This is a genomic window from Streptomyces sp. NPDC096105 (genome assembly GCF_044763335.1).
Classification (GTDB): Bacteria; Actinomycetota; Actinomycetes; order Streptomycetales; family Streptomycetaceae; genus Streptomyces.
Map to the genome: position 1 here is coordinate 125683 of NZ_JBIWGC010000017.1, position 24415 is coordinate 150097.

Consider the following 24415-nt stretch of genomic DNA (forward strand, 5'->3'; position numbering starts at 1 on the left):
CGCGACCGCGCGGGTGCCGGTTCCAGGCTCGGGGGACGTGCACCGGAACCGGCACCCGTCACAACGCCCGGGACGCCGGTGCGGTTCATCGCGGAGAGGGTCTTCTTCCGTCTCGTGACGAACAGTAGGTGAATGGGATCCAATGCCTCACCGGCCCGGTGTGGTCTTGCGCGTCCGAAGGCGGCCCCGACCGGACGCCACAGGGACACGAGATGGGCGCTCGTACCTCGCGGCACGAGCGAGCACCGGGCGATCGGCCTCCCTGCACGCGACGGTCGCCGGCGCTCCGGTGCACCCGCGTAGCGGCTTCCAGCCGAACGCCCCGATCCGCTTCTGGACCGCTGGTGAACCGGCGTCCGTATCCGGACGTTCCAGTGATCAAGCGCGGACACCTCGACGGTGGTGGTGCGTGCCCACCCGATGACATTGCTGCCCCCTTGCCTGACCGGTTTTTCCTGGTAGCGAAGCACGAGCGTTGACCGAGGTGCGGAGATGTCTGGATCGCGTGATGGAAGTCGTGAGCTGATGGCCGGACAGCTTGGCGTAGGGCACGCGCACCAGCTGAATCCGGACAATCCGATCTACAACATGGGTGAGTACGTGGAGGTTCACGGGGAGGTCGACCCGGGCCTCTTCGAGGCAGCCCTTCGGAGGGTCGCGTCGCCGGCGGTCGTCGCCGGGGCGGGCAGCGCGGTCCGGTCGAGCTTGCCGTTCGCCGTCAGGGGCAGTTGCGGGAGGGCCACGAAGGCCGCGGGCACCATGCACGGAGGCAGGCACCGGGCGGGACGACCGCGACGCCGGCACGAAGAACTGCAGCACCAGGGGCCTCCCGTTGCGTACGGCGACGCCGTGAGCGGCGTGCTGGTCGCCGACCCGGCGAGCAAGATGCGTCCGAGGGGCCGAACTCGCGCTTGACGACGGGCGCGAAGAGGTACAGGCCGATGATGTCGACGACGGCGAGCAGAAGAGCACCGCGTGGGCCGAACTCCACCACTGACCCAGCTCGGCTGGGGCTGCGTGTCTGCACCGACGCGGGCTTCGTGCGCGACGTGGTCTGTGACACCGGTGATGTGCAGGCCGTGGTCTCGCTGGGCTGGGGCGTCGCGCTCATCCATGGTCCGTGAAGGCGCCACGTGGCGCCAGGGAGCGGTGCGGCGCCTCATGTTCCTGAGGGCGGAACGTCTCTCCACCCAGAGGCAGAGGCCGCGTTCGTCCCCACGGGCGACGAAGCGGCCCGCTGTGGACGGAATGCTGGAGTCATGCCGGCAAGCGGGGCTGTCAACAGCCGCGGACCACGCGGCAGGCAGTCCCGAGTTCCACGCTCATCCCACGGCCCGGACCGAACGAAAGCGGTACCCGATGCATGTGAACCTCACCACCGAGACGACCACGGTCACGATGGTGGGACTGCCGCAGAGCAAGGGTGGAGCACCACGGTTCCGCTCACCACCAACCACCACGGGGCGGGCCAGCGGCCCCTGACGCCAAGGAGGTGGTGCCAACGGCGAACCACCTGTCCACCGGCACACGGTCCTGCCCCAGAGGACTCGACGGAGGGAGGTGAGCACTGAGCTGAGGACCGCCACCTTTCGAACGCAAGCCAACCAGAAGGAGATTCCCGTGCTGAACCATGCCCGGTCCCTGTCCCGCCCCACAGTGCTACTGCTTGCGCTGGGGGCATCCGTCTTGGCCCTCACCGGCTGTTCCACCCAGGACGCGGTCTGCGGAGACGGCGATTACCCGGTGGCCGCCGTGGGCCACGCCGGCGCCGGCGACTGCGTGTCTGATGGGGACAAGCCGTCCGACGGATACGTCCGCTACCCCGAGGGTAAGGTGCCCAAGAATGTCGGGGACAAGTGGGACACGTACTGGATGGAGCACGCCCTCGACGCAAAGGGACGCGAGATCAAGGGGAGTGATCCCACCGACACATCTCGAGAGGAGTGATGAACCTGGCGACGTCGGCGATCATCCCCGGGATACTGGTCGTCCATGGATGAGGTCGAAGTCGTCGTCGCTCATTCCGAGCGCGCGACTCCGCGCGTCGGTGCCGTGTTCTTGAAGGTGGACGCCGATCAGGGACGCATCGACGTCGAGATCGAAGCGATGTTCCTCGCGCCGCTCCCGACCCCGAAGGTCCTGTGGCGCAAACCGCACGTGCTCGCGATCGCCGCACTCCCGGGACGACGCTTGGACGCCTCGGCGGGTCGGCGGCGTGGGCCGCGGCGGGCGCCGCCATCCGCAAGCTGCGTGAGGCGCCTCTGCCGGGCCTGCCGGGCCGGGCCGGCCGGAGCGTCGTCGCGCTGGCGGCGGAACTCGACGACGAGTGCGAGTTGCTCGTGACGAACAGTGTCCTGCCCGCTGATCTGGTCACCCGCAACCGCCAGGTCGCCGGGGCCGCACTCCGGCCGTGGACTCCGGCGTTCACACGCGGCGACCTGCGGATCGCGCACGTCTTCGTCGACGGCGACGAGGTCAGCGGCATCATCGACTGGTCCGAGGCGGGCCAGGGTGATGCCCTGTACGACCTCGCCACCTTCACACCCGGACACGAGGAACACCTCGATGATGTGATCGCCGGCTACGGCATTGACATCGACCTCGACGCGATCCAAGCGTGGTGGTCGTTACGAAGCCTGCTGGCAGTTCGCTGGCTGATCGAGCACGGCTTCGACCCCTTCGCGCCGGGCTGTGAAGCCGACGTGCTGAGATCCCGGATGTGAGGCTGCGCGGGCCCGACTGCCACGTAGGCGTTCTGACGCATCGAGCAGGCCATCCCCTGGGACGATCGCCCGCTCTTCCTCTCAGCAGAGTGCGGTGCGCAGTCGTCGCCAGCAGATGACGGCGCAGCCGAGGGTGAAGAACGCATGGTGGACCCCGTCGCGGATCCAGTGCGGGGTGATCTGGAACCGGCGGACCTTTTCCCGGTAGACCTCGTGGTCATAGCCGCGGTCGCGCGGATGGTGGCTGGAGTCGACCGCGACGCGGGAGAAGTCCAGCAGGTCTGCGGCCCGCAGCTCGGAAAGCAGCAGCTCGTGCAGGCGCTGCCGGACCTCGGCCTCGTTCCCGTCCCGCAGCCGTCGCCGGCAGGCCATTCCCGAACCGAAGCCCGGTTCCTGGGGCACCCAGCGGATGCCGGTGCACAGCACGACCAGGATCCCGCACAGCACCTTGTGGCTATCAAGACGCCTGCGACCTGGACGCCGCGGACCGTAAGGGACGACCGGCAGCAGCGGCGGACCAGAAGCCTCTCTCGGCAGGAGTCATGAGGCGCGGCCGAAAGCCACCGGACCAGTGCCAAATGATCTCGCCCCCTGCGCCCAAGGCGGAAGGTCAGGCTTGGCGGGCGATGCAGATGCGGGCTCTGAGCCGTGGACCGGCTTCGTAGAACATGTACGCAACCCCGTTCTCGGTGCCGAGAAATGGCGTGGCCACGCGTCCCTCGTCGGTGGGATCTGGGAGTGGAAGATGCCGGAGTGGTTCTCTCGGTCGAAGGCGTTGCCCACTTCGCCTGCACTCCGGGCCCGCAGCATTCATGCATGCCTCCCGGAATGCAGGACGTACAGCGTATCGAGAAGAATGGGCGGCCTTTCCTCTCTCTACGCCCAGTTCCAGTGCTGCTTCCGGTAAGTCGGTGAGGATGTGTCGTACACAGGGGGCTCGACAGTCACCTTGCCGTCGTTCCAGCCGGTCAGTACTTTCGTCCTGTCGGAATTGAAGATCACCATTCCGGGACCTTCAGCCACAGGCCACCAGTTCATGCCCTCGAAGTTGAAGGTGCACGACAGGACATAGACGTCCTTGCCATTGTTGTCGAGGCATGACGCGCCGCTGTCGGCCGTGTACCGGATTCCGGCCCTGTCGGTTCCCTGCATCCACTTCCATCCGGAGCAGGCACCGGTGTGGACGAGGTTGGAACCGCCGCTGCTGATGGGGGTCAGGCACCGCCCGGTGGATGAGTTCTTCAGATACTGCTTCACTCCTGTCCAATGTGTGTCGGCGTGTGCCGGTGTCGACAGGCCGACCATCGCTGCAGCTGAAGCGAGGATGGTCATGCCCTTGGCGACCTTGCTCCGTGGTGTTGCCATAGTTGCTCCACTTGTCCGTGTCCTACCGGCCGAGACGTGTGTGCCGTCTCTGCCTGCGTTCTACGACGACTCGTGCATGGTGGTTCACGCCGCGGCACACTCAGTCTCCGGTGAAGGCGCTGTCACGTTGTTGGGCGGGCGGTCGCTGATGGTGCGTCACGGCCTGATGGGGCCTGGTTCCGGGCTGTGCTCAGGCCGCGGTGGCGACGCCGGTGATCTGCTCCCGGATTGCGAAGCGGACGGTCATCTCGGCTCGGTGGGCAGCAGTGGTCATCAGATGGAGGCGGGGCCGGAAGTGGGCTGAGATGCCGCTGAACGCGGAGAGGAACCGCTGTGTTCCGCCCGCCGAGCGGAAGCCTTTCATCGCCCGCTCGCGTTGCCTGGTGGGCTGGTGGCTGTTCTCCGCCCGGTTGTTCAGGTACTGCGACTGCCGGTGTTCGACGCAGGGCATGACCTCCCGGTGGGCGGCGCCGTAGGAGCGGAGCTTGTCGGTGACGATCACCCGCGGCACCGCGCCGGTCTTCTTCAGAAGCCTGCGGAAGAAGCGCCTGGCCGAGGCCTTGTCCCGGCGGTTCTGCACAGGATGTCCAGGACGCTGCCCTCCTGGTCGACCGCCCGCCACAGGTACTGCAACCGCCCGTTGATCTTGATGAAGAACTCGTCCAGGCGCCACTTGTCCCCAGGCCGAGGCCGCCGACGGCGCAGCGCGCCTGCGTAGGCCGACCCGAACTTGGCGCACCAGCGGCGCACCGTCTCGTAGGAGACGACGATCCCGCGCTCGAGCGTCAGCTCCTCGACCTCGCGCAACGACAGCGGGAAACGGAAGTACAGCCACACACAGTGGGAGATCACCTCGACCGGGTACCGGTGCCCCTTGTACGACAGCGGCACGGCCCCCACGGACAGCCCCCTCCAGCACGGTCAACCAGGAGATCATCCCCCCGGCCAACCAATGTGACAGCGCCCGTAGCGGAACTTGCTCCTGAAAGCTTCGTCTTCTTCACCCGGCGCGAGCCCCAGACGCACGCACTCAGCCGGAACCTCGTAGGACTTCAACTCGGCTACAACGCTGGCTGTAGCGGAGCGCAGCGTTTCCGGTTGACCGCATCTCCCATGGCCGGAGACTACTGGCCCGCGTTCCGACGATCGACCGCCTTGAACGCTGTGCTTCACAGGCGCGGATCGGCCGGCACAGCTCTGCGGGCGCGGCGGGCACCGAGGGGACGGTCTTCCAGTGCGGGTGGGCCCGGCTCGGAGTGGCCCGACGGCTCCGGCGGCGCCGCGGCTTCGATGCGGGCAGTTTCGGCGGCGGCCTCCTCCCGGGCGACGTCGTCATCCCGGCAGGGACCGCACACTGACTGGTCCCCGGCCCGTACGGCGGTCCGGTGCACGGTGATCTCCTCCCATCGCTCGTCACTGAACTTCCGCCCGCAGCGGCTCTCACGCCTACTACAGCGACATCGTGGTCAGCATGCCTCTCGGATCCGCCTCACAGCCCGCTGAACCGACGGCGCAGAGCAACCCCGCTGGCGAAACCTGGTGGTCACCCGACGCACTGCCCAGCGCCCTCAAGGTGATCGGAGACGCCCAGCGTTTGATGTCAGCTCAAATTATCGCGGCTCAGGAAAAGGATCAATGCGGCAGTTGCGATAATTACCACCCCTAGAAAACGGAGAAGCCTTACGCGCTTCCGGGGCGGCGAATATCCCCGGCACGCAAGCTCCATCAGCCTTTCAGGGAAAGCCGTGCAAAGCAACCCAAATGCGATGATGACAGAGAATAAAATTGCAACTTCAGGTTTCATGAGACCTCTATAAAGGTGCGGGGATTGTTTGGCGCATACCGCTCTCACTGACGGCTGGACCTAGAGGTTGTCCCGTAACTGCTGGTCACTAACCTCGCGCTTTCATGAGGTGGGGTGTCCGAGACTTGATCAAATAAGCGGAGAGTGCCCCTGACCTGCAACGATGGGACTTGTCGAGGGTCCTGTTGGCTGCACGGAAAGAAGCACTCTCCAGGTGAAGAAGCGTATCGGGTCCTACCCGCGTGTCCGCATCGAGGGCGGCGGCCGGGCGGTGGTCTCGCAGGCCGGGGGCGTGTTGCTGGTCGAGACCGTCCGCAAGGCCGGCTTGGACACCGCGATATCAGCGGCGCTGACGCCGTGGCGGAAGGCCCGGGCGGTGCACGATCCGGGCAAGATCCTGCTGGACGTGGCCCTGGCGGTCGCGCTGGGCGGGGACTGCCTCGCGGATGTCGCCATGCTGCGGGCGGAGCCGGCCGTGTTCGGGCCGGTGGCCTCCGACCCGACGGTCTCCCGCCTCATCGACACCCTCGCAGCCTCCGGAGAGAAGGCTCTGCGGGTCATCCGTGCCGCGCGGGCTGAAGTCCGCGAGCAGGTCTGGCGGTTGGCCGGCCGCCGGGCGCCTGATGCGGGCGGGACGGTGACTGTGGACCTCGACGGGGTGCTGGTGATCGCGCACTCGGACAAGGAGGACGCCGCACCCACGTGGAAGCGAACCTATGGCCACCACCCGCTGATGGGGTTCGTCGACCACGGACCGGGCGGCACAGGTGAACCGGTCGCGGCCCTGCTCAGACCAGGCAACGCGGGATCGAACACGGCCACCGACCACATCACCGCCGCTCAACTGGCTTTGGCCCAGCTGCCGAAGAAGTACCGGCGCGGGCGCCGGACCTTGATCCGCACCGACTCCGCGGGCGGCACCCACGACTTCGTCGCCTGGCTCGCTCAGCGGGGGCGGTGGCTGTCCTACTCGGTCGGCATGGTGATCACCGAGCAGGTCCACCAGCATGTCCTGAAGGTTCCGGCCTCGGCCTGGACGGCGGCCGTCGAGGCGGACGGCGAGGTCCGCGACGGCGCCTGGGTCGCCGAGCTCACCGGCGACGTCCTGGACGGCCGGCCCAAGGGCATGCGGCTGATCGTCCGCAAGGAACGACCTCACCCCGGGGCCCAGTTGCGGCTCACGGACGCGGACGGCATGCGGCTGACCTGCTTCGCCACCAACACCTTGGGCCGGCCGATCGCCGAACTCGAACTCCGCCACCGGCTGCGGGCCCGGGCCGAGGACCGCATCCGCGCCGCCCGGGCCACCGGTCTGCGCAACCTGCCCCTGCACCGCACGGCCCAGAACCGGATCTGGCTGGAGATCGTGCAGATCGCTCTCGACCTGCTGGCCTGGATGCCCATGCTCGCCCTGACCGGCAAGGCCAGGCTCTGGGAGCCCCGCCGCCTACGATTCCGGCTGTTCTCCGCAGCCGCCCAGCTCGTCACCACCGGCCGACGCCGCATCCTCCGCCTCGCCCGGCACTGGCCCTGGACCAGCCAGATCACCACCGCCCTCGAACGGCTCGCACTCCTGCCAAACCCCGGCTGACCAGCAGATTCACCCGCTCCGACGACAGCATCACCCAACCTCCGGACAGTGGAATCCGGCGCCCACCCGACGCGACAGCCGGGCCGCCAGCCTGCCCACCATCAGCCCCGAAAAGCGGGAGGGTCCACCGACTCCGTCGGCGGACCCTCAAGAAAGATCGAGGCTAATGAGATGATCTTGCTGTGTCTGGTGTGATCACGGCGTCGGAGCCCTCCTGGACAGCCCCGTTCACCGGGCTGAGCCCGCGCCAGTTCGGCAGGCTGGTCACCGCGCTCCGGGGTGAGGGTGCGGACCCGGTGCGCAAGGGTCGGCCCTGGAGCCTGCCCCTGGAGGACCGCGTGCTCCTGGTCGCCGCGTACTGGCGGACGAACCTGACCCTGCGCCAACTGGCGCCGCTGTTCGGGGTGTCCAAGTCGGCCGCCGACCGCATCATCGACCACCTCGGGCCCACGCTCGCGCTCCAGCAGCGCAAGCGGTTCCGCAAGGACACCGTGCTGATCGTGGACGGCACCCTCGTTCCTACCCGCGACCACACCATCGCCGAGCAGTCCAAGAACTACCGGTACTCCACCAACCACCAGGTCGTCATCGACGCAGACACCCGGCTCGTCGTCGCCGTCGGCCGGCCGCTGCCCGGCAACCGCAACGACTGCAAGGCATGGGAGTTGTCCGGCGCGAAAGACGCCGTCGGCAAGACCATGGTCATCGCCGACGGCGGCTACCGCGGCACCGGCCTGGTCATCCCGCACCGCCGCGAGAAAGGCCAGAGCGAACTCCCGGACTGGAAGGAGGAGCACAACGCCTCCCACCGCAAGGTCCGTGCCTGCGTCGAGCACGTCTTCGCCCGGATGAAGGGCTGGAAGATTCTCCGCGACTGCCGACTGAAGGGCGACGGCGTCCACCACGCCACGCTCGGGATCGCCCGCCTGCACAACCTCGTCCTCGCCGGGTGACGCAGACACCAGCAGGCACATAACAGATCATTTACGGGACAGCCCTCACATCAGCACTCGCAGAGCGAACTACCGCCACTTCCGCAACAGGCCCTGGCCGGATCGCTGATCAGAGCGGAACCAGGGGTCGAATCAGAGCCGGGACTCAGAGCTGGAATTCGGCCGGGGACAGCCCCAGCGTCGCGCAGGCCTCGCGCAGGACCGTCGCCTCTGCCTGGGAGAAGTGGCCGTCGGCACCGGCGATGACCATGCCGGTCTGGATCACGGCCCGGGCCTCGGTGGGCTTCTTGGCGGCCTTGGCGAGCTCCTGCATGGCCTCGGCCTTGCCGTGCTGGAAGTTCATCGTGAGCTGGTCGACATGCTTGTTGAAACGCTGCCGCAGCTGCTCCGGCGGGAAGTTCTGGAGCACGTCGTTGCTGAGGATCATCGACTCGACCTGCTGCCGCTCGGCCGGATCCACCTGCCCGTCGGCCGCCGCGACCAGCGCGCACACCGCCATGCTCGCGTCCCGGTAGGCACCGCTCTTCAACTCGGTCTTCAGCGAGCCGAGCTGCGTCTTCAGCACACCGATCAGCTGGGCCTTGCTGCCACCGCCGGACCTCGTCCCCCCGCTCTGCCCACCGGTGGCGCCACGCCCGCCCTGATTCTGCTGGAGAGCCTTGGCCTGGTCCTTGAGCTTGTCCCAGACTGCCATTGAGTCACCTCGGTAATCGTCGGAAGTCATCTCGCGAACCCGCTCCCGCGCGCTCACTGGCCCAACGCCCGACCCCGGGCAAAGGTTCCGTAAAAGGTGCACCTCTCTCATCGCCTGTTCCTCCAGCGCCCGAAACGGTGATTGCCCGCACCCGGTGATCGGGTGCGTGACGCGTGGTGTCAGTCGCGGTGACGCCTGGTGTCAGGCGCTGTGCCGCCGCGTCACGCGTCGTCGCGCGAGCGGAGCCTCAGGCGCGGGGCGAGGCGGAACGCCGCGAAGCCCACCGTGGCCAGGGCCGCGGCCGCCGCGAGGAGGAGGCCGATGCCGCCGGTGCCGGTCGAGGCGAGGCTGCCGCTGCCGAGGTCCGTCGACGTGCCGCCCGTTGTCGTGGTTCGTTCTTTCTGATCGGTGGCCGGAGGGCTGAGCTGGGCTGATCAGTTGGCTGGTTGGGTTCGACGGTGTGCTGTGTGCTGGCGAGGTGCTTGGCGTTGCTTGCGGGCCCCGACTGGGCGGGCTTGTGAGCTGCGGGTTTCCTGCTCTGAGTCGGTCTCGTGGGTGTTGATCAGTGACCACCGATCCCGTGGAACTGGCCCACCTGGCGGCCGGTGACGGCCCGTTCACCGTCTTCTGCACCTATGCTTCCCTGCCGGTGCTCACCGCCGCCCACCGCGTCCACGGCATGAGGCCCTGGGACCTGGCCGTCGTCGATGAGGCACACAGAACGGCCGGCCTGCTGGGCAAGGCATGGGGCGCCCTTCACCACGACACAGACATTCCCGCAGCCCGCCGCCTCTACATGACCGCAACACCCCGGATCATCGACAGCGACGACAGCGTCCTGGCCTCGATGGACGACGAATCCCTGTACGGGCCAGTGGTGTACTGCCTGGACACCGGGGACGCCATCTCGGCCGGCCTGCTGGCCGACTATCAGATCGTTGTTCCCGTCCTGGCCAACTGTCGTGGTTCGTTCTTTCTGATCGGTGGCCGGAGGGCTGAGCTGGGCTGATCAGTTGGCTGGTTGGGTTCGACGGTGTGCTGTGTGCTGGCGAGGTGCTTGGCGTTGCTTGCGGGCCCCGACTGGGCGGGCTTGTGAGCTGCGGGTTTCCTGCTCTGAGTCGGTCTCGTGGGTGTTGATCAGTTCCGTTGGTTGGTTGGTCACGTGCACCGGCCGGCTGTTGTAGCGGTGCAGGGGTGTGGGCCCGTGGATGCCGATGGTGGTCATCAGGTGTTGTTGGTGGGAGTGGAGCTGCTCCCAGGCTCGCTGCTGGGTGCGGATCCATTTGGTGGTCTGGTTGGGGAAGGGCTGGGCGGCCGTGTGGTGGGTGTGGGCTTGGTGCCAGCTGTGGTTCCAGGTGGCTCGCCAGGGCGGGTTCCACCACGGGTCGAGAGCGGTGAGTTGCGGGTTGTGGGGCCAGGCGCGGCCGGTTCGTTTCACGTGGGCGTGGGCGGCTCGGCGTTGTTTGTACAGCCACCATCCCAGGGGGAAGCCGTCGTGTTCGGTGCGGTAGTCGGCTGAGGTGAGGTGGCCGTGCTGGGCGGTCCAGGCTTGGGCGTAGGGCAGGCCGGCCGCGAAGGCGGAGGGCGGGTTCTTCAGCCGCGGGCGGGCTGGGCGGGCTCCTTGGGGAGGTTTCGGTGGTGGTGCCAGAGCGCGGGCGCGTTCGCTGGTGAGGCCGATGGCGGCGAGCAGCTGTTGCTGCTCGGGGTGGAGGCTGTCGTAACTGGAGCACTGGGTGAACAGCCATTTGGTTGTCGCCGATGGGAGCGCGTTGAGGTCGGCCGTGGTGGCCAGGGAGCGGCCGGTGGTGTGGGTACGGGCGGTGAGGTAGGCCTGCTGCCAGCGCGGTCCTCCCGCCGGGTTCCAGTGGGGATCGATGGCTTCCAGCGCTTTGATGCGGTCGGCGGGCAGTTTTCCGCGGCTGGCTCGACGGCGTTGGGTGCCCAGCCAGGCGCCGAGGCGGTAACCGTCGTGGCGGGCGGGTTGGGGGACGGCGAGGTTGCCGTGCTCCCTCGCCCAGGCGCGGGCGTGGGCGAGGCCGGCGGCGAAGGAGGCGGCTTGGGTTTTGCGGCGGGGTAGGGCGGTGCGGGCGCCTTCGGCGGTGAGGCCGAGGTCGGCGAGCAACTGCTGCTGGCGGGGGCGGAGGTCGCCGTAGACGGCGCACTGGCTGTACAGCCACTGCCCGGTCCAGTCCGGTGTGCCGGGGAAGCCCTCCTCGGGGGCGAGGTTTTGGCCGGGGGTGAGCTGTGTACGGGCGGCCTGGTAGCGGCGTTGCCATTTCATGCCCCAGGGCGGGTTCCAGTACGGGTCGATGCGGGTGAGGTGTTCCTCGTGCGGCCAGGGGGTGTCGAAGAGTTCGCGGTGGAGGTTGGCCTGGTGGCGTTGTTGGGCCAGCCAGCCGCCGAGGGGGAAGCCGGCGTGGTGGGTGGTGCGGGGGAGGTCGAGGGTGCCGTGTTCGGCTGCCCATGTGCGGGCGTAGTGCAGGCCGGTTTCCATGGCCGGGTGCTGGGTGGCCGGGTTGGGCACGGCGGTGCCCGCGACGGGTTCGGTGAGGCCGAGGCGGGCCAGGAGGTGCTGCTGACCGGGCTGGAGAAGGCGGTAGTTGACGCACTGGGCGTACAGCCACTGCCCGGTGCGGTCATCGAAGTTACGGAACCCGGCTTCGGGGTCGAGGAGGGCGCCGGCCGTGACGGCGGCGTGCGCGATGTGGTGCTCGCGCTGCCAGTCGGTGGGCCAGGGCGGGCTCCACGAGGAGTCGATGTCGGCCAGTGCCTGGTTCAGTGTGGGGTCGAGCTGGCCGCGCCGGGCGCGCACCCGCTGGTTGTGCAGCCATTTGCCGATGGCGAAGCCGTCCTGGCGTGCGGAGGTGGGAGCGCACAGGTGGCCGTGCTCGTCGGCGTAGGCGCGGGCATGGTCCAGGGCGGTGCGCCGGGCTGCCTTGAGATCGCGGCGCCGGGGCATGGCGGCGCGGGCGCGTTCCGGTGTGATGCCGAGGTCGGCGAGGAGACGTTGCTGTCCGGGGTGGAGGCTGCTGTAGCTGGTGCACTGCTCGTAGAGCCAGGTGCCGAGGTTCTCTGTGGTGCCGGGGAATCCGTGTTCGGGCGTGAGCGGCTGCCCGGTCTTCACCAGTGCCTTGGCGCGGTGGTAGATGCGCTGCCACCACAGGTTCCAAGGCGGGTTCCACCACGGGTCGAGGGCGGCGAGGGCGGCGGCGCGTTCGGGAGCGAGCTCAGGTCCTGCGGCCCGCTGGTTGGCGAGCCACAGGCCGACGGCGAAGCCTTCCATCTGCACCGTGTTGGGCGCGCACAGGTGGCTGTGCTCGGCGGCGTAGGCACGAGCATGGCGCAGCCCACGTGCAAACCCCCGGACAGCATCTTCGGCGCTGTCTGGGAGCGACGCAGGCTCGGGCTGCACGGGTGTCTCGCCCCGGTCACTGCTGTCCGCCAGGAGCTGAGAAACCGGGGTGGGCCGGTGCGGCGGGGAGATGCGCCACATGCTCTGCGTCTTCGGTCTGTGTCCGGCTTGGCTGCGGACGCAGGCGCGCACCCAGGCGTTCAGCGGCCCTGTCGTGGCCACAGTGAGACGACCGGCGATCCACGGCCGCTCAAGCCGCCGGGCCAGTTCGCCGACGAGGCGGGGGACATCGGCGAGCGAGTGCGGTTGATGCCGGCCCGCCTCGTCGAGCAACTGCTGCTGCACCCCCGCATCGGCCAGGGCCGCGGCCAGCGTGACGGCTTCCGGATAGGTCACCGCATCCCGCGCCGCTACACGCCATGCAAGGCCGTTATCCAGGGCCATCGACCGCAGGCGGTCGGGCCAGAGGGTCTCTTCCAGCCAGGCCTCGTCCCACCACGAAGCCGCAACCGCCTGCGCCACAGCGAACGCTTCGCCGGCGTGCGGGCTGCGCCGCAGCAGCCGTGCATGACGGCGCTGGGCCGCTGCGACCTGCGGTACATACCGCATGTCCAGCTGCCCGGGGCCAGCCGTCGCCCCGTCGACGACGGGGGCTTCGAGTATCCAGCACTGGTGCTTGACGCATACCCGTGCGTGCGGCAGGAGGTAACGGCGTGCTTCTTCTTCCCGGCCCTGTGTGGCCCTCGCGGTGCAGGCCCGGCAGCCGGGTCCGGTCGGCGGGATCGTGGCGGCGGTGCGGACCCAGGCGGCCGGCCCGCTTCCCAGCCTGCTCGAGGGAACCTCCCGGTCCCAGGCGGGTAGGGCACGGCGCAGGTGTTCTTCGGGCATGCGGCAGAAGGCGGCGACCACCGTCCGGGCCTCGGTGTTGAAGACGACTTCGCCGTCGGGTCGAACGGTGAAGAGGTTGGGACGCCGTCCCACGTCCACGAGTGCGCCGATGAGTTCTTTGGCCGTGAGCCGGTAGCGGGAGGCGACTCGGCTCATGTAGGACAGCGTCGTCTCACCGCGCAGCGGCGCTACCCGCACCGCGCCCAAAGCCCCTGCGTACCCGGAGAGTTCAGGCTGCTCGCGCTGTAGTGGCTGCGCCTGCTGCCCGCTGGTGGCCTGCGTCACCGCCGCTCCAACCTGTCAGGATCCCGCGTTGTGGCTGCGTGGGCGCGGGAGGCGCTTTTGGGGCGGGCGGGCTTGCTGTTCCGCGCGGATGTCGAGCTGGATGCCTGCCAGGAGCTTCTTGGTGATCTTCTCGCTGCCGTCGAGGAGGGCGGTCAGGGCGGCTTCCCGGATGAGGTGGGAGAGACTGCCCATGACGCCGCCGGTGCGCTGGTGGAGGTAGTCGGCGTGCCGCGCCAGGGTCTGCGGGGTGTGGTGGCGCAGGCGCAGGGCTTGTTCCATGTCGGTGACCAGAGCTCGCCAGATCTCGCGCTGCTCTTCGGTGGCGCAGGGCAGCGCGGTGTTGCGGATCAGGGTGAAGCGGCCGGCGAGCTGGGCGCCGCGCGGCCCGGTCAGCAGGGGAGAGGCTTCGACGTCGACGCCGGCGTAGACGAAGGTGGCGGGGATGCGCTCGCCGAGGTGTTTCATCTGGTCGGAGGTCTCCGCGCCGGACCTGGTGCGGGTGTCGAGCAGGTGGACGTCGTCCACGAGGACCAGCTTCGTCTCCAGCAGGCACAGCAGGTGGCAGACGGCGTCGGTGATCTGTGCCTGGTTCATGCGGGCCGCGATGGGGATGCCGAGGAACCGGGCGAATTCGCTGACCAGCATCTTGGGTGTGGAGGCCGGTGGGACGGCCAGGAAGACCACGGGCAGATGGTCGGTGCGGCCGGGATGCCGGCGCTGCTCGGCGAGTTCGAAGGTGCGGCCCATTTCCAGCAGGGTGGTGGTCTTGCCGGTGGTGGGCGGTCCGGAGACGATCAGGCCGCGGCGTGCGGTGCCCTGCTGGCGGCGGTTGAGGAGCATCAGGCGCCGCAGCGACAGGGAGATGCGTTCCATGGCTGGGGTGGTCAGGACCACGAACCGGGAGTGGTAGTCCAGCCGTTCCTCCAGCGACCAGTCCTCGTCGGCGGCCGGATGGGGCTGCAGCGGGGGAGTGGCGACGAACTGCTGCCAGCCGTCCCGCGTGGTCGGCGGCGCGTACGCCGCGGTCCTCGCTCCGTCGTGAAGAGTGCTGTCGGCAGGGGCGTCTGTCACCACTGTGCTGCTTCCTGATGGGCGTCATAAATCCGGGACGGGCGCGGAACTTGAGCGGGGGAGTCTGGCCGCTCGCCTCCGTCAGACTCATTGGCGTCAGCGGGGCCGGGCAGCAGGTCGTCGTCCTCGTCCCAGCCGTCCTCGAACCCTGCCTCCCCTTGCTGATCCTCTTCCTCGATCGGGGCGAAGGCGCCCACCAGGCCGTAGGAGAGGGTCGGAGCGGCCACAGGGTCCGGGACTGCAGGCGGTGAGGCTGGTTGGGCCAGGGACGCTGCGGCGCTGGCGCGCGCCACCACCGTCTGCTCGCGGCGAGTCCCGGCACCGTTGCCCGCACGCCGCAGGAGGCGGTCCAGGGCCTGGGCGAGCTGCCGCTCGTGCTCGACGCGGTCGCAGCGGCGCTCGACTGCGGCACGGACGTGCTGCCAGGTGAAGTCGGTGAAGGGCAGGCTGACACAGCCGCGGTGGATCCACGGCACCTCTTCCCACCCTGCGGGCAGCCGCACCCAGATCTGATTGGGGTCGTAGGGGTTGTGGTGCACCTCCCATCTGCCGTCCGGCGCGCCCGACCGGTCCCCGCGGTACGGATTAAGGACCTTGTGGTCGTAGGTGCGGTAGTCGAAGCGGATGCCGTAGTCGTTGATGGCCACCCGCTTGATGGGCATGAGCTCGATGTAGTCGTCCGCGCTCAGCGGCACCGGGATATAGCCGGTGACTCCCACGAGCGCGCCCCACATCTCGTTCGGCGACAGGGCGAGCTTCGGCGCCAGCGGATGGCGCAGCGACGCGTGCGGGCGGTGCTGCCAGTCGGTGACCAGCCACTCATCCAGCAGGTCCTGCACCTGCGCGAGCGTCCAGCACGCCTCGTCCTCAACGCGCGTGCCGCGCCGGGTGACGTCCGAGCCGCTGTAGCCGGCCACGTACTGGGAGAACCGGTCCCCGATGGTGCGGAACGTCCGCTCCACATGGCCTTTGGCCGGGCCGTTGGCCGGCGGCGCCGGCTGAACGGACACTCCCAGGCTCTCGCACGCGGCAATGAAGGAATGGGAGACAAACACCGCACCTTGGTCGACCACCACCGTCTCCGGCATGATCACCGGCCGGGCCGCTGCCCCTTCCAGCCGCGCATCCAACGACACCAGCCGCTCATAGGGGATGACGGACCGGGACATCGCCAGCGCCGTCTCCCACCCCGGGCGCATCCGCATGGGCGTGACCATCTGCGCCAGCAACACCGCCGCATCCACCGATCTCGTGCCCACCGGACGCACCACCGCGGCACAGATACTGCGCGTTGCTACGTCCAACGAGATCGATAACTCCACCGACCCCGTCACCCCGTCGGCGAGCATCACCAGCACATCCAGCGGCGTACTGTCCAGCATCACCAGCTCACCCGGCCGCAGCGCCACAGTCGGAGTGAAGGGGGGAGTCGGCCGCGACGTGCGCCGCCGCTGCTGTGCCGCCGAACCCAGCAGTCCATGGCCGTCGGCGAGCGCTTGCACCAGCCGGTTGAACGTCGTCACCGGCGGCACCTCCACAATGCCTGGACCATGGGTTTCCTCCAGAACCCACCCGACCATGCGCCGCAGCCGGCTCAGCGTGCCACTGGAACGGTCCCGCTGCGCCTCCAGCACCTGAATGACCGCAGCGACCACACGCTCATCGGCCCGTCCCACCACAGAACGCCTACGCGCCGTGCGCTGGTCGACCAGCCCCCACAGGCCCTTCTCGCGGTAACGGGCCCGCATCCGCCGCACGGTCACCGCACTCGTCGGCTGCCCCGCTACGGTCAACTCCGCTGCCTTGGCCTCCTCCCGTTCTGCCACAGTCCGCTGCGCTGGATCGAACTCCGCCCGCGGCACACCGCCCTGCCCCGGCACAGGAAGGCCGGTCTCCACCTCGCGCACGTGCCGCTCCCAGGCCTCAGCACGCTCGCGTGCCTGCACAGGCAGTTCCTCCAGGAGCCCGAACGGAGGCACCTGGGGGCGGGCCGCTCCTACGAGTTCGAAGTCAGGAGCAGCGAACAGATAGTTCACCAGCACCGTTGCCGTGGAGTTGTCCGAGCCGACCAGCCGTACACGGGCCCCTTCGAGCATCACCACCGTCCAAGAGCGGTCCTCGAACCGCACCTGGCTCCCCACCTCAAGGACTGCCGCCGTCACGCAGACGCCCACTCGCCCGGGCCTGCTGTCACGGTCACCCGTTCATGCAAGGGCTCGTTCAGCGGGGCTGACAGTGCCCCGGTCCATAGGGCGTGGAAGAGGGCCGGGAGAACCCTCATGGTGTCCCCGAGGTCACGTGCCCCTTCGATCAGCGGCCGAGGACGGGCAAAGACCCGCACCGCCCCCTCCATGAGCTCGGTGTCCCGGTAGCGAGGGTGCCGGTATCCCGACAGCCAGCCCAGGTTGGCAGCGACAACCGGTTCGGGAGGCGAGGCGACCCTGTACTGCCATCCCACCGCATGTGCCGCCGCTGCCATGACGTCAGCACGGTGTGCAAGCCGGGGAGAGATCTCCCCTCGCCCGGCACAGTCGAGCAGCAGACCGCCGCCGTCGCCGAACCGCGCCACCAGATGCGGCGTATGCGACAGCACGGTCCCATCAGATTCCCGCCAGGACAGCTCTACAGGGCGGCATGCCATCGCCATGACCGAAGGATCACGGTCCAGCAGCATCACCTGGGTGCGCATGACACCCGACCCGTAGTGCACCAGTCGCCCCGTGGTAGCCGACCACCACCAGCCCGGCGCGAAACGACGGCCAGGACGCACGGGAAAAGGCCGCACAGGGCCGCGGCCCTCCAAAGCGACACCGCGCGCGACGTCCCGCCAGCGCATCAGCCGCTCGTCACCCACGGGATCGACGAAGCGCGCCATCAGGTGATTGCCGGCCTCGTCCGCGAACTCCCCGCTTGCCCTGCAGCCTCGTTGCCTCACGTCTGACAGCCAAGTGCATGCCAGACGGTCGAGGGTGCGATCCGGCTGCTCCCGCCCTGAACGGGTGAACGCACCGCGATCCGCCGCCGAAGACGGAGACCCCAGTGAGGGAAGGAGGTGCTGCACGAGTTCTGTCGAAGTGATCGACTGGCCAGTGTTGTACCGCCTACGCTGCGTGCTCGGGGAGAGTGGGCTGGGGGGTATATGGCTGACCCGATTGAGACCGTTGCTCCGGACGATTCTGGTTCGGTCACGCTGCGGCGCTATGAGTACCAGGTTCACGTGGCTGCGCAGGCCGTCCTGGAACTGCTTGCTGACGAACCGGTACGCCACGTGACCTGCGAGCACATTGAGGACGTCATTGTTGCCCGCGGCAGCGAGGGACAGGCCAACGGCGGTCTCTTCTGGGATTTTCAGCAGATCAAGACACGGGACACGACCACGCCCTGGGCACTTACGGACGTTCTCGCCAAGGGGCCGTTGAAGAGCCTGTGGCGTACGTACGGGACGGTGAAGGATCAAGGGCTCTCATACGGGCTCACGGCCGGGTTGGAGGGCTACCTCGATCCCGCCGACGCGCTCGTTAGTGCCCTCGCACACGGGGGAGGGGCGGATAACGAGCGGTGCCTGAAACGGGTGACAGCGCACCTGAAGGCTGACGTCAAGGAGGTCTCAGCCTTCCTGGGCCTGGTCCGTATCCGGGAACTGCCCAGACGCGAGGACATCGAGCTGCGCAACACCGCCTTCCTCCACGAGCTCGGCCCGTCTTTGACCGGTACGGAGATCACCGGCCTCTACACCGAACTCGTGCGGCGTGTCCGGGAGGCAATGCAGGGTCGTCTCGGCCCTCGCTGGGCAGAGCAACTAGCGGTGCAGGACCTGCCTGCGAAACTGCTGAGGAAGCGCATCGGCCCCAGCACCGTTGCCGACCTCCGACAGCGACTGCTGCGCCCTGACCACGTATTGCTGACCGACGTCTCACAGCGTCTCAGCGGAGTCGAAACAGCGCTGGTCCGCAAACTCCGCCGTGGCGCGGCGACGGACGATGTAATCCAGGAAGCTCAGATGGTCCGCGCTCATGCCGACATTCACCGCATGAAGCAGCAGTCCCTAGCCTCGATCTTTCTTGAGGGTCCGCCGACGGAGTCGGTGGACCCTCAAGAAAGATCGAGGTTAGGCGCTCTGACGGGCAAGGGCCTCATCGAACCCAAGCACGAGAACGCGGTCGCGACCTACCGCACCACACCAGCCGGAAGGACGGTCGCGCAGACTCTCGCCGAATCCGAAAGCTGGCGCCCCGTACGCGATCGGGCTCGTCTCTTGCGCCGGCACTTCAACCTTTCCGGAACGACCCTCAAAGACATGATCTATCGAGCGTTCCCCGACATCGTCGAGGCGGGATGGGGGACTCAGCTGTGAGAATCCGGATCGAAGAACTGCACCTGATCGGGACCAGTCGGCGCATCCGTTTCGAACCTGGGATGAACGCCATTACTGGCGCCATGAGCGGCGGGAAGACGGCGACGATCAGCTGTCTGCGGGCCCTGCTCGGCGCCGACGTCAGTGTCGTCCCCGAGCTCAGGGGTCGCACCATGGCCGGCACCATACTCATCGGTGACCGTCGCTTCCGTATCGTCCGACCGCTTGTCACCACCACTACTGCCAAGGTCGATATCGCCGAGATCGGAGGTCAGGAGGAAGCCTGGCGGCTGCCGGCCAGCGAACTCCAGGCTGGCTACGACCACACCTTCCGCGACTGGCTCCTCGACCGCCTCGGCCTGCCCCGCATCAGGGTGCCGCGAGCCCCCACCGACCAGACGAGCCCGCTTGTCCCCGTGACGGCAAGCGACTACCTCATGTACTGCGTTCTGAGGCAGAAGGAGATCGATGCTTCTGTCTTCGGCACCGCGGACAACTATGCAAAGAACATCAAACGCCGCTACGTCTTCGAGATTCTTTATGGCATCCATGACCCCGAATCCACCGGGCTTCGGGAACGGCTTCGCGAAGTCTCTACGGAACTCAAGGCCCTCACAGCAGACTCGGTCACCCTGGAACGGCTCCTGGCTGAGACAGCCTTCGGCTCACAAGCTCAGCTGGAGGTGCAGCGCACGGAGACCGAGGCCAAGCTTCGCGCGGTACGTACGGCGGACCGGCATCTGACGAGTGAGCTCACCGACCCTTCCACGGTGACCCTGCGCTCTTGGATTGCCGAGGCTGAAGCCGAACTCGCACGCATCGACATGGCTACCGCTGCGGAATCCGCTGCGGTAGCCAACCTACGTGAGCTACACGACCAGCTCATCGCCCAAAGCCGTCGCCTCACCCGCGCACTCGTCGCGGAGCGGCTCCTCAACGACTTCGAGTTCCACACCTGCCCCCGATGCGGATCCGGCGTCCCTGAGCGCGGGGACGAGAATACCTGCCGCCTATGCCTGCAGACCCCTCCGCAGACCGCGGCACCGTCATCCCTCGCCAGCGAACAGGACCGGGTCATCGAGCAGGTCTCGGAGACCAAACAGCTCATCGAACGCAGCACGAAAAGGATCGAAGAACTCCAAGCCGCACGCGCAGACCACGCCCGCATCCGCAACGACCTGGGAGCCCAGCTAGACCGAGCCACTTCAGTCTTCGTCAGCGATCAAACCGATCGTATCCGCGCCACAGCCGCCGAACAGGCCCGGCTTGAAGAACGCCTCGTCAGCCTGGAACAAGCCCTGTCCCTCTACGAGCGCTCCCAGAAGCAAGCACGCCGCATCGCCGAACTTGAGCAGGAACAGGAATCCCTCAACGCGAGCATCGACGCTTCCCGGCACAGCAACCCTGCCGTCCAAGAACGATTGCGGAAACTCGACGAAGCCTTCGAGACGATCCTCCGTGCCTTCGACACCCCACGATTCGAAGAACCGTCAGGCACGTACATCAGTCGCAAGACGTATCTCCCCATCGTCGACGGCCGACCCTTCGCAGACCTCGGGTCTCAAGGAGTGGAAGTCCTCGTCAATGTGGCGCACGTCCTCGCACACCAACTCGTCGCTCTCGGCGACAGCAGCATTCCGCTCCCGAACATCCTGATCATCGACGGCATCAGCAACAACGTCGGCCACGAAGGCATCGATCTTGAACGGCTACGCAAGATGTATGCCACCCTGCTCACCGCTGCCCGCGAGCACATCGACGACCTGCAGATCATCGTGGCGGACAACGATCCCCCGCCCATCTCCGGAGTGCACCGCGCGCTGGAACTGTCGGACACCGATCGCCTCGTCCCAGGAGTGACCGCCGCACAAGAGGCCTCGGACGCAGAGGCTGATCCGAGCGGCGACAGCAGTTGAAGCACCAGTTGCGCCTGCAGCCCACAGTCCCGGCGCTCATGCTCTCGGGACTGTGGGCTCTTCGCTGTCTGGTCGGTGCAGCGACGGGTCGGTGCGGTGTCATGCCCAAGCGATGCCGAGCTTCCGCAGAGCCTCCAGCTGCTCCTGGGTGAGTTTGTCCCGCCTCGCTTTGGTGTTCGATACCCATACGCCCAGTCTCACGGTCACCGGGGCCGCCTCGCCGTCGATCGTGATCTCTTCGCTGTGGCTGCGCGGGACCGACCGATGGGCGCCTTCCCGTTCGACCCACTGAGCGAGGGCCGCCAGACCCCGTTGAAAGGCCTGCTGTGCCTTACTCGGGCCCTTCGCCGCGCGCCCGGTCGCCGGGGTGGGAGACGACGTCTCAAGCGGCTTGATGCCCAGCGTGGTCAGCCGTTCCTGCTGCTCGGTCGACAGCAGCTTCCAGATGCCTGGCTTGCGCTGTTGTTGGAGCCATCGTCCGATGTCGTCGCCGTCCATGAGTACGCCGGGTGCGATGTCGGGTAGGTGGCCGTCGGTGTCCACGAGGTCGGCGAGGACGCGGTAGTGGCGTTGCCAGTCCAGTGGCCATGGGCAGTTCCAGTCCGGGTCGATCTCCGCGAGCTGCGCGGCCCGGGCCTCCGCGCGCTGCGGGTCCTTGCCGAGGCCGCCCTTCCGGCGCAGGTTGGCCATGTGCTGCCCCACCGGCACCATCGCTTTGCCCTCGCCCCAGACGGCGTCCTGGCGGGGAGCGAGGTGTCCGGTGGCCCGCCGGTATGACCGCAGCGCGGCGAGTTTGTTCTCCCAGGTTTCCTCGCCGGGCTCCCAGACCATCCCGGCCTCGTCGAGGAGCTCTTTGCGGTGGGGGTCGAGTTCGCCGGCGCGCAGCGCCTTGCGCTGTTGGTGCACCCACCTCCCTAGGGGGAAGTCCTTCGTCGTCCCGACCTCGGTCTCGATGTCATACGGGACGGCGTACAGGCCGGTGATCTCGTTCTCCTTCCGCCACCGGATGAGGGCCTGGTAGCCCTCCAGCCAGACCAGGGACTGGGGGCGGATCACGCGGCAGCGGGTCAGGGCGGCGATGTCGGGGGCGTCGCGGGGCTGGGCGAAGTTGACCACGATCGAGGTGACCCGGTCGACCTCCTGCTGCGCCTCGCTCGTCTCCTCGTCACCGCCGTCGGTTCCCGCTGCGGGGGCGGGGCGGACGTGGAGGCGTCGTCGCTCGGTGCCGCGGGTCAGGGCTCGGGAAGCGAGCTGGTCGACCATGCGCTCCGAGTGACTGCGCAGCGCCTGGAGGATGTCGACCAGAGGTTGGTAGCTGGCGGAGGCGACCATGTCCTTCGGGTCCTCTCCGGGCTGCAGGAAGATCGGGATGATGATCCGTGCCGTCTTCACTGTGCCGTCCGGATTCGGGCGCAGCGCCCGCCCGATGTTCTGCACGATGTCGACCTGTGAGCTGCGTGAGCCGACGATGCACACCGCTTCCACGCCGCGCAGTCCGGTGATGTCGACACCGACCCCGAGGGCTCGTACCGAGGACAGGAACGCCCGGTGTACGCGCCGGTTCTCGGCGTTGATGCCGTTGGCGAACCGGTGGATCACCTCGCGCCGGTGGGCGATGGGATGGTCGCCACACAGCCAGTCGGCCCAGACTCGGTCCGGCGGTACGTGGCGGCCGTCCTCGAGCTCGTACAGCTCGGCCTCGATGGAGGAGGCGGGCAGCTCCTCAGCGTCGGCCAGGGCAGCGTCTGAGGCTTCGGTGGCGTACAGCTCGGCGGCGGTTGACGGCATCTGCTCGGCGAACGCGCGGGCTTCCTCGACCCTCTGGTGGAAGGTCATGACGGTGTGCAGGTTCATCTGCGCCGCGTGCTCCAGCAGTGCGGCCTGGAGCAGCGCGAGGCGCCGGCCGCGCAGCGCGTCCTCCGAAAGCCCCAGGATCGGGTCGGGGTCCCGGATCTCCAGTACGTCGATCTCGAATCCGGCGAGGATCGAGCGTTCCACCGCCTCCGCCAGCCCGAGGTCGAAAATCCTGGTGCCGTAGGTGGCGCTGTCGTCCTGCATCGATGCGATCACCAGCTCCCGGCCGTCCCGGCCGCGCTGCGGGCTGGGTGCGGCGAGGATGCGTGGGGTGGCGGTCAGGTAGAGCCGGAAGTCGATGGGGATGCGGGCGTTGTCGTGGATCGCCGCCCACGGCCGGCCCATGTCCCCGGCCGTCATGTGCGCCTCATCCAGAATCGCCAGGTCGAACGGGGCCATCCGCTGGCCGTACAGCCGCTCCCCGCCCGCCAGCGCGGCCTCCAGCGGCCCGCGCACCGTCCGCCGGCCCGAAGGGTCCTCCGGGTCCTCACGGTCCACCAGGGAGGCGTACGTGGCGAACACGACCACCGGCCCGGACCCCGCCCACAGCGCGAGCTGGATCGGGTTGGTCGTGGTACGCACTCCGAGCTGCTCCAGGACCTCGTCCTTGTCCACCGAGCAGACCGCGGCCATGGGCGCGCGGTGCCCGACCTGGCGCCAAGACTGCGCGCTCTGCACGATCAGATCCAAGGTGGGCACCATGACGAGGATCCGCCCGTCCGGGAAGCACTCCAGAGCGCTGGCAGCGGCCGTGATCGTCTTCCCGGACCCGGTCGCGGACACCCCCGTGGCACGTGCCCCCTCTGGGGGCACAGGCGATCTTGCAGGGAATCCCACCCATTTACGGAACGCTGACTTCTGGTCGACCTGGTGTTCCTTGAGCGGAATTGCCGACATTTATTTGCCTCCCCGATGTCTAATTCCTGTAGTTTTCAGACGGCCGCGTGCAGGCCGCTCCGGCGTCGCTCCAGATCCTCCCCGCCCGCGAGATGCCGTCCGCCGGGCGTCCCGTCCGACTCTCACGCTTGAACCCCAGCAGGTGGTCCGGGCCGTAGTGCCCGGCCTTGCGCGTGCAGAGGATGACGTCACCACTGGACATGACCACCGTCCGTGCCGTGCACAGACCGCCAGCCTCGCCCAGCGCCTCCAGTACCCGCCGCCACGCCGTGGTGTTCGGGTGCGTACGCGGCAGCACGGTCTCCCGGACGAACGCCTCCGGCCGCACTAGAGCGGCCTGTTCACGCCGCCTGACGTCCGCGATATGTACGGCCAGCTCAGCAGCCCCGGCTGACCGGCCGCCACGCCGCACCCAGTCCCGGTCTGCGATGCTCACCAGGGCCTCGCTCACCGCCGCAACGCCTTCGTCCCAACTCTCCGCGAACCGCGCGCCCTGAGAGGCCGGCGCTATCCCGTCCAGCTCGACCACCTCGCTCTGCGCCCTAGTGGCCGCACTGGCTTCCAGAGCGGCCACTAGGGTCTGTTGTGAAAGTGCTGGTCACAGCCACTCGTTGATGGCTGCGACCAGCACGGTCGCTTCGTAGCGGACGGCGAGTTTGTCGTACCGA

General features: G+C 68.1%; 14 protein-coding genes and 3 pseudogenes. 7 read left to right on the top strand and 10 right to left on the bottom strand.

What is annotated here, in order from left to right:
- Positions 1 to 1560 precede the first annotated feature (1560 nt).
- Both ACIQ8B_RS24620 and ACIQ8B_RS24625 read left to right on the top strand, forming a co-directional pair.
- Positions 1561 to 1947 (top strand): SCO0607 family lipoprotein, encoded by a 387-nt coding sequence (locus tag ACIQ8B_RS24620; protein WP_403549659.1) that lies wholly within the window; start codon positions 1561 to 1563, stop codon positions 1945 to 1947.
- A gap of 45 nt (positions 1948 to 1992) precedes the next feature.
- Positions 1993 to 2723: pseudogene (locus ACIQ8B_RS24625) on the top strand (phosphotransferase).
- Between the two features lie 243 nt (positions 2724 to 2966).
- Here the strand turns inward: ACIQ8B_RS24625 and ACIQ8B_RS24630 are convergent.
- The 3 genes and pseudogenes from ACIQ8B_RS24630 to ACIQ8B_RS24640 all read right to left on the bottom strand — a co-directional run.
- Positions 2967 to 3260 (bottom strand): annotated as a pseudogene (locus ACIQ8B_RS24630) (transposase); the annotation flags it as partial.
- Positions 3261 to 3599: 339 nt separating this feature from the next.
- Positions 3600 to 4055 (bottom strand): hypothetical protein, encoded by a 456-nt coding sequence (locus ACIQ8B_RS24635; RefSeq protein ID WP_403549661.1) that lies wholly within the window; start codon positions 4053 to 4055, stop codon positions 3600 to 3602.
- A gap of 223 nt (positions 4056 to 4278) precedes the next feature.
- A pseudogene (locus ACIQ8B_RS24640) lies at positions 4279 to 4994 on the bottom strand (IS6 family transposase).
- Positions 4995 to 6106: 1112 nt separating this feature from the next.
- On the opposite strand from ACIQ8B_RS24640, the gene ACIQ8B_RS24645 reads away from it, so the two are divergent.
- Positions 6107 to 7483, top strand: a complete 1377-nt coding sequence (locus ACIQ8B_RS24645) for an IS1380 family transposase (protein WP_403549663.1) — start codon at positions 6107 to 6109, stop codon at positions 7481 to 7483.
- 182 nt (positions 7484 to 7665) lie between these two features.
- Positions 7666 to 8436, top strand: coding sequence for a transposase (locus ACIQ8B_RS24650; RefSeq protein WP_403549665.1), 771 nt, complete (start codon positions 7666 to 7668; stop codon positions 8434 to 8436).
- 145 nt (positions 8437 to 8581) lie between these two features.
- On the opposite strand, the gene ACIQ8B_RS24655 is transcribed toward ACIQ8B_RS24650, so the two are convergent.
- The gene (locus tag ACIQ8B_RS24655; RefSeq protein WP_290011462.1) at positions 8582 to 9130 is read right to left on the bottom strand and encodes a tellurite resistance TerB family protein; all 549 of its coding nucleotides are present in this window, start codon (positions 9128 to 9130) and stop codon (positions 8582 to 8584) included.
- A 565-nt stretch (positions 9131 to 9695) separates the two neighbouring features.
- On the opposite strand from ACIQ8B_RS24655, the gene ACIQ8B_RS24660 reads away from it, so the two are divergent.
- Positions 9696 to 10139 (top strand): hypothetical protein, encoded by a 444-nt coding sequence (locus ACIQ8B_RS24660; RefSeq protein ID WP_403549668.1) that lies wholly within the window; start codon positions 9696 to 9698, stop codon positions 10137 to 10139.
- Here the strand turns inward: ACIQ8B_RS24660 and ACIQ8B_RS24665 are convergent, their stop codons facing one another.
- The 4 genes from ACIQ8B_RS24665 to ACIQ8B_RS24680 form a co-directional block, all read right to left on the bottom strand.
- Positions 10140 to 12878 carry a helicase associated domain-containing protein gene (locus ACIQ8B_RS24665; protein WP_403549670.1) on the bottom strand — a complete coding sequence of 913 codons (2739 nt, stop codon included), beginning with the start codon at positions 12876 to 12878 and terminating at the stop codon, positions 10140 to 10142. It lies immediately after the preceding gene.
- Between the two features lie 792 nt (positions 12879 to 13670).
- Positions 13671 to 14729 (bottom strand): TniB family NTP-binding protein, encoded by a 1059-nt coding sequence (locus ACIQ8B_RS24670; RefSeq protein WP_403549672.1) that lies wholly within the window; start codon positions 14727 to 14729, stop codon positions 13671 to 13673.
- Positions 14723 to 16822, bottom strand: coding sequence for a Mu transposase C-terminal domain-containing protein (locus ACIQ8B_RS24675; protein WP_403549692.1), 2100 nt, complete (start codon positions 16820 to 16822; stop codon positions 14723 to 14725). Before ACIQ8B_RS24675 ends, ACIQ8B_RS24670 begins: the two co-directional genes overlap by 7 nt.
- A 62-nt stretch (positions 16823 to 16884) precedes the next feature.
- Positions 16885 to 17601 carry a TnsA-like heteromeric transposase endonuclease subunit gene (locus ACIQ8B_RS24680; protein WP_403549674.1) on the bottom strand — a complete coding sequence of 239 codons (717 nt, stop codon included), beginning with the start codon at positions 17599 to 17601 and terminating at the stop codon, positions 16885 to 16887.
- A gap of 264 nt (positions 17602 to 17865) precedes the next feature.
- On the opposite strand from ACIQ8B_RS24680, the gene ACIQ8B_RS24685 reads away from it, so the two are divergent.
- Complete coding sequence (locus ACIQ8B_RS24685; protein ID WP_403549676.1) at positions 17866 to 19080, top strand: dsDNA nuclease domain-containing protein; 1215 nt, start codon at positions 17866 to 17868, stop codon at positions 19078 to 19080.
- Positions 19077 to 20996 (top strand): hypothetical protein, encoded by a 1920-nt coding sequence (locus ACIQ8B_RS24690; protein ID WP_403549678.1) that lies wholly within the window; start codon positions 19077 to 19079, stop codon positions 20994 to 20996. The genes ACIQ8B_RS24685 and ACIQ8B_RS24690 overlap by 4 nt, the downstream gene beginning before the upstream one ends.
- Positions 20997 to 21095: 99 nt before the next feature.
- Here ACIQ8B_RS24690 and ACIQ8B_RS24695 read toward each other — a convergent pair whose 3' ends face one another.
- Together ACIQ8B_RS24695 and ACIQ8B_RS24700 are read right to left on the bottom strand one after the other, a co-directional pair.
- Positions 21096 to 23747 carry a Helicase associated domain protein gene (locus tag ACIQ8B_RS24695; protein ID WP_403549680.1) on the bottom strand — a complete coding sequence of 884 codons (2652 nt, stop codon included), beginning with the start codon at positions 23745 to 23747 and terminating at the stop codon, positions 21096 to 21098.
- A 19-nt stretch (positions 23748 to 23766) separates the two neighbouring features.
- A complete protein-coding gene (locus ACIQ8B_RS24700) occupies positions 23767 to 24276 on the bottom strand; it encodes a hypothetical protein (protein ID WP_403549682.1) in 510 nt (169 codons plus the stop codon).
- Between the last annotated feature and the right edge of the window lie 139 nt (positions 24277 to 24415).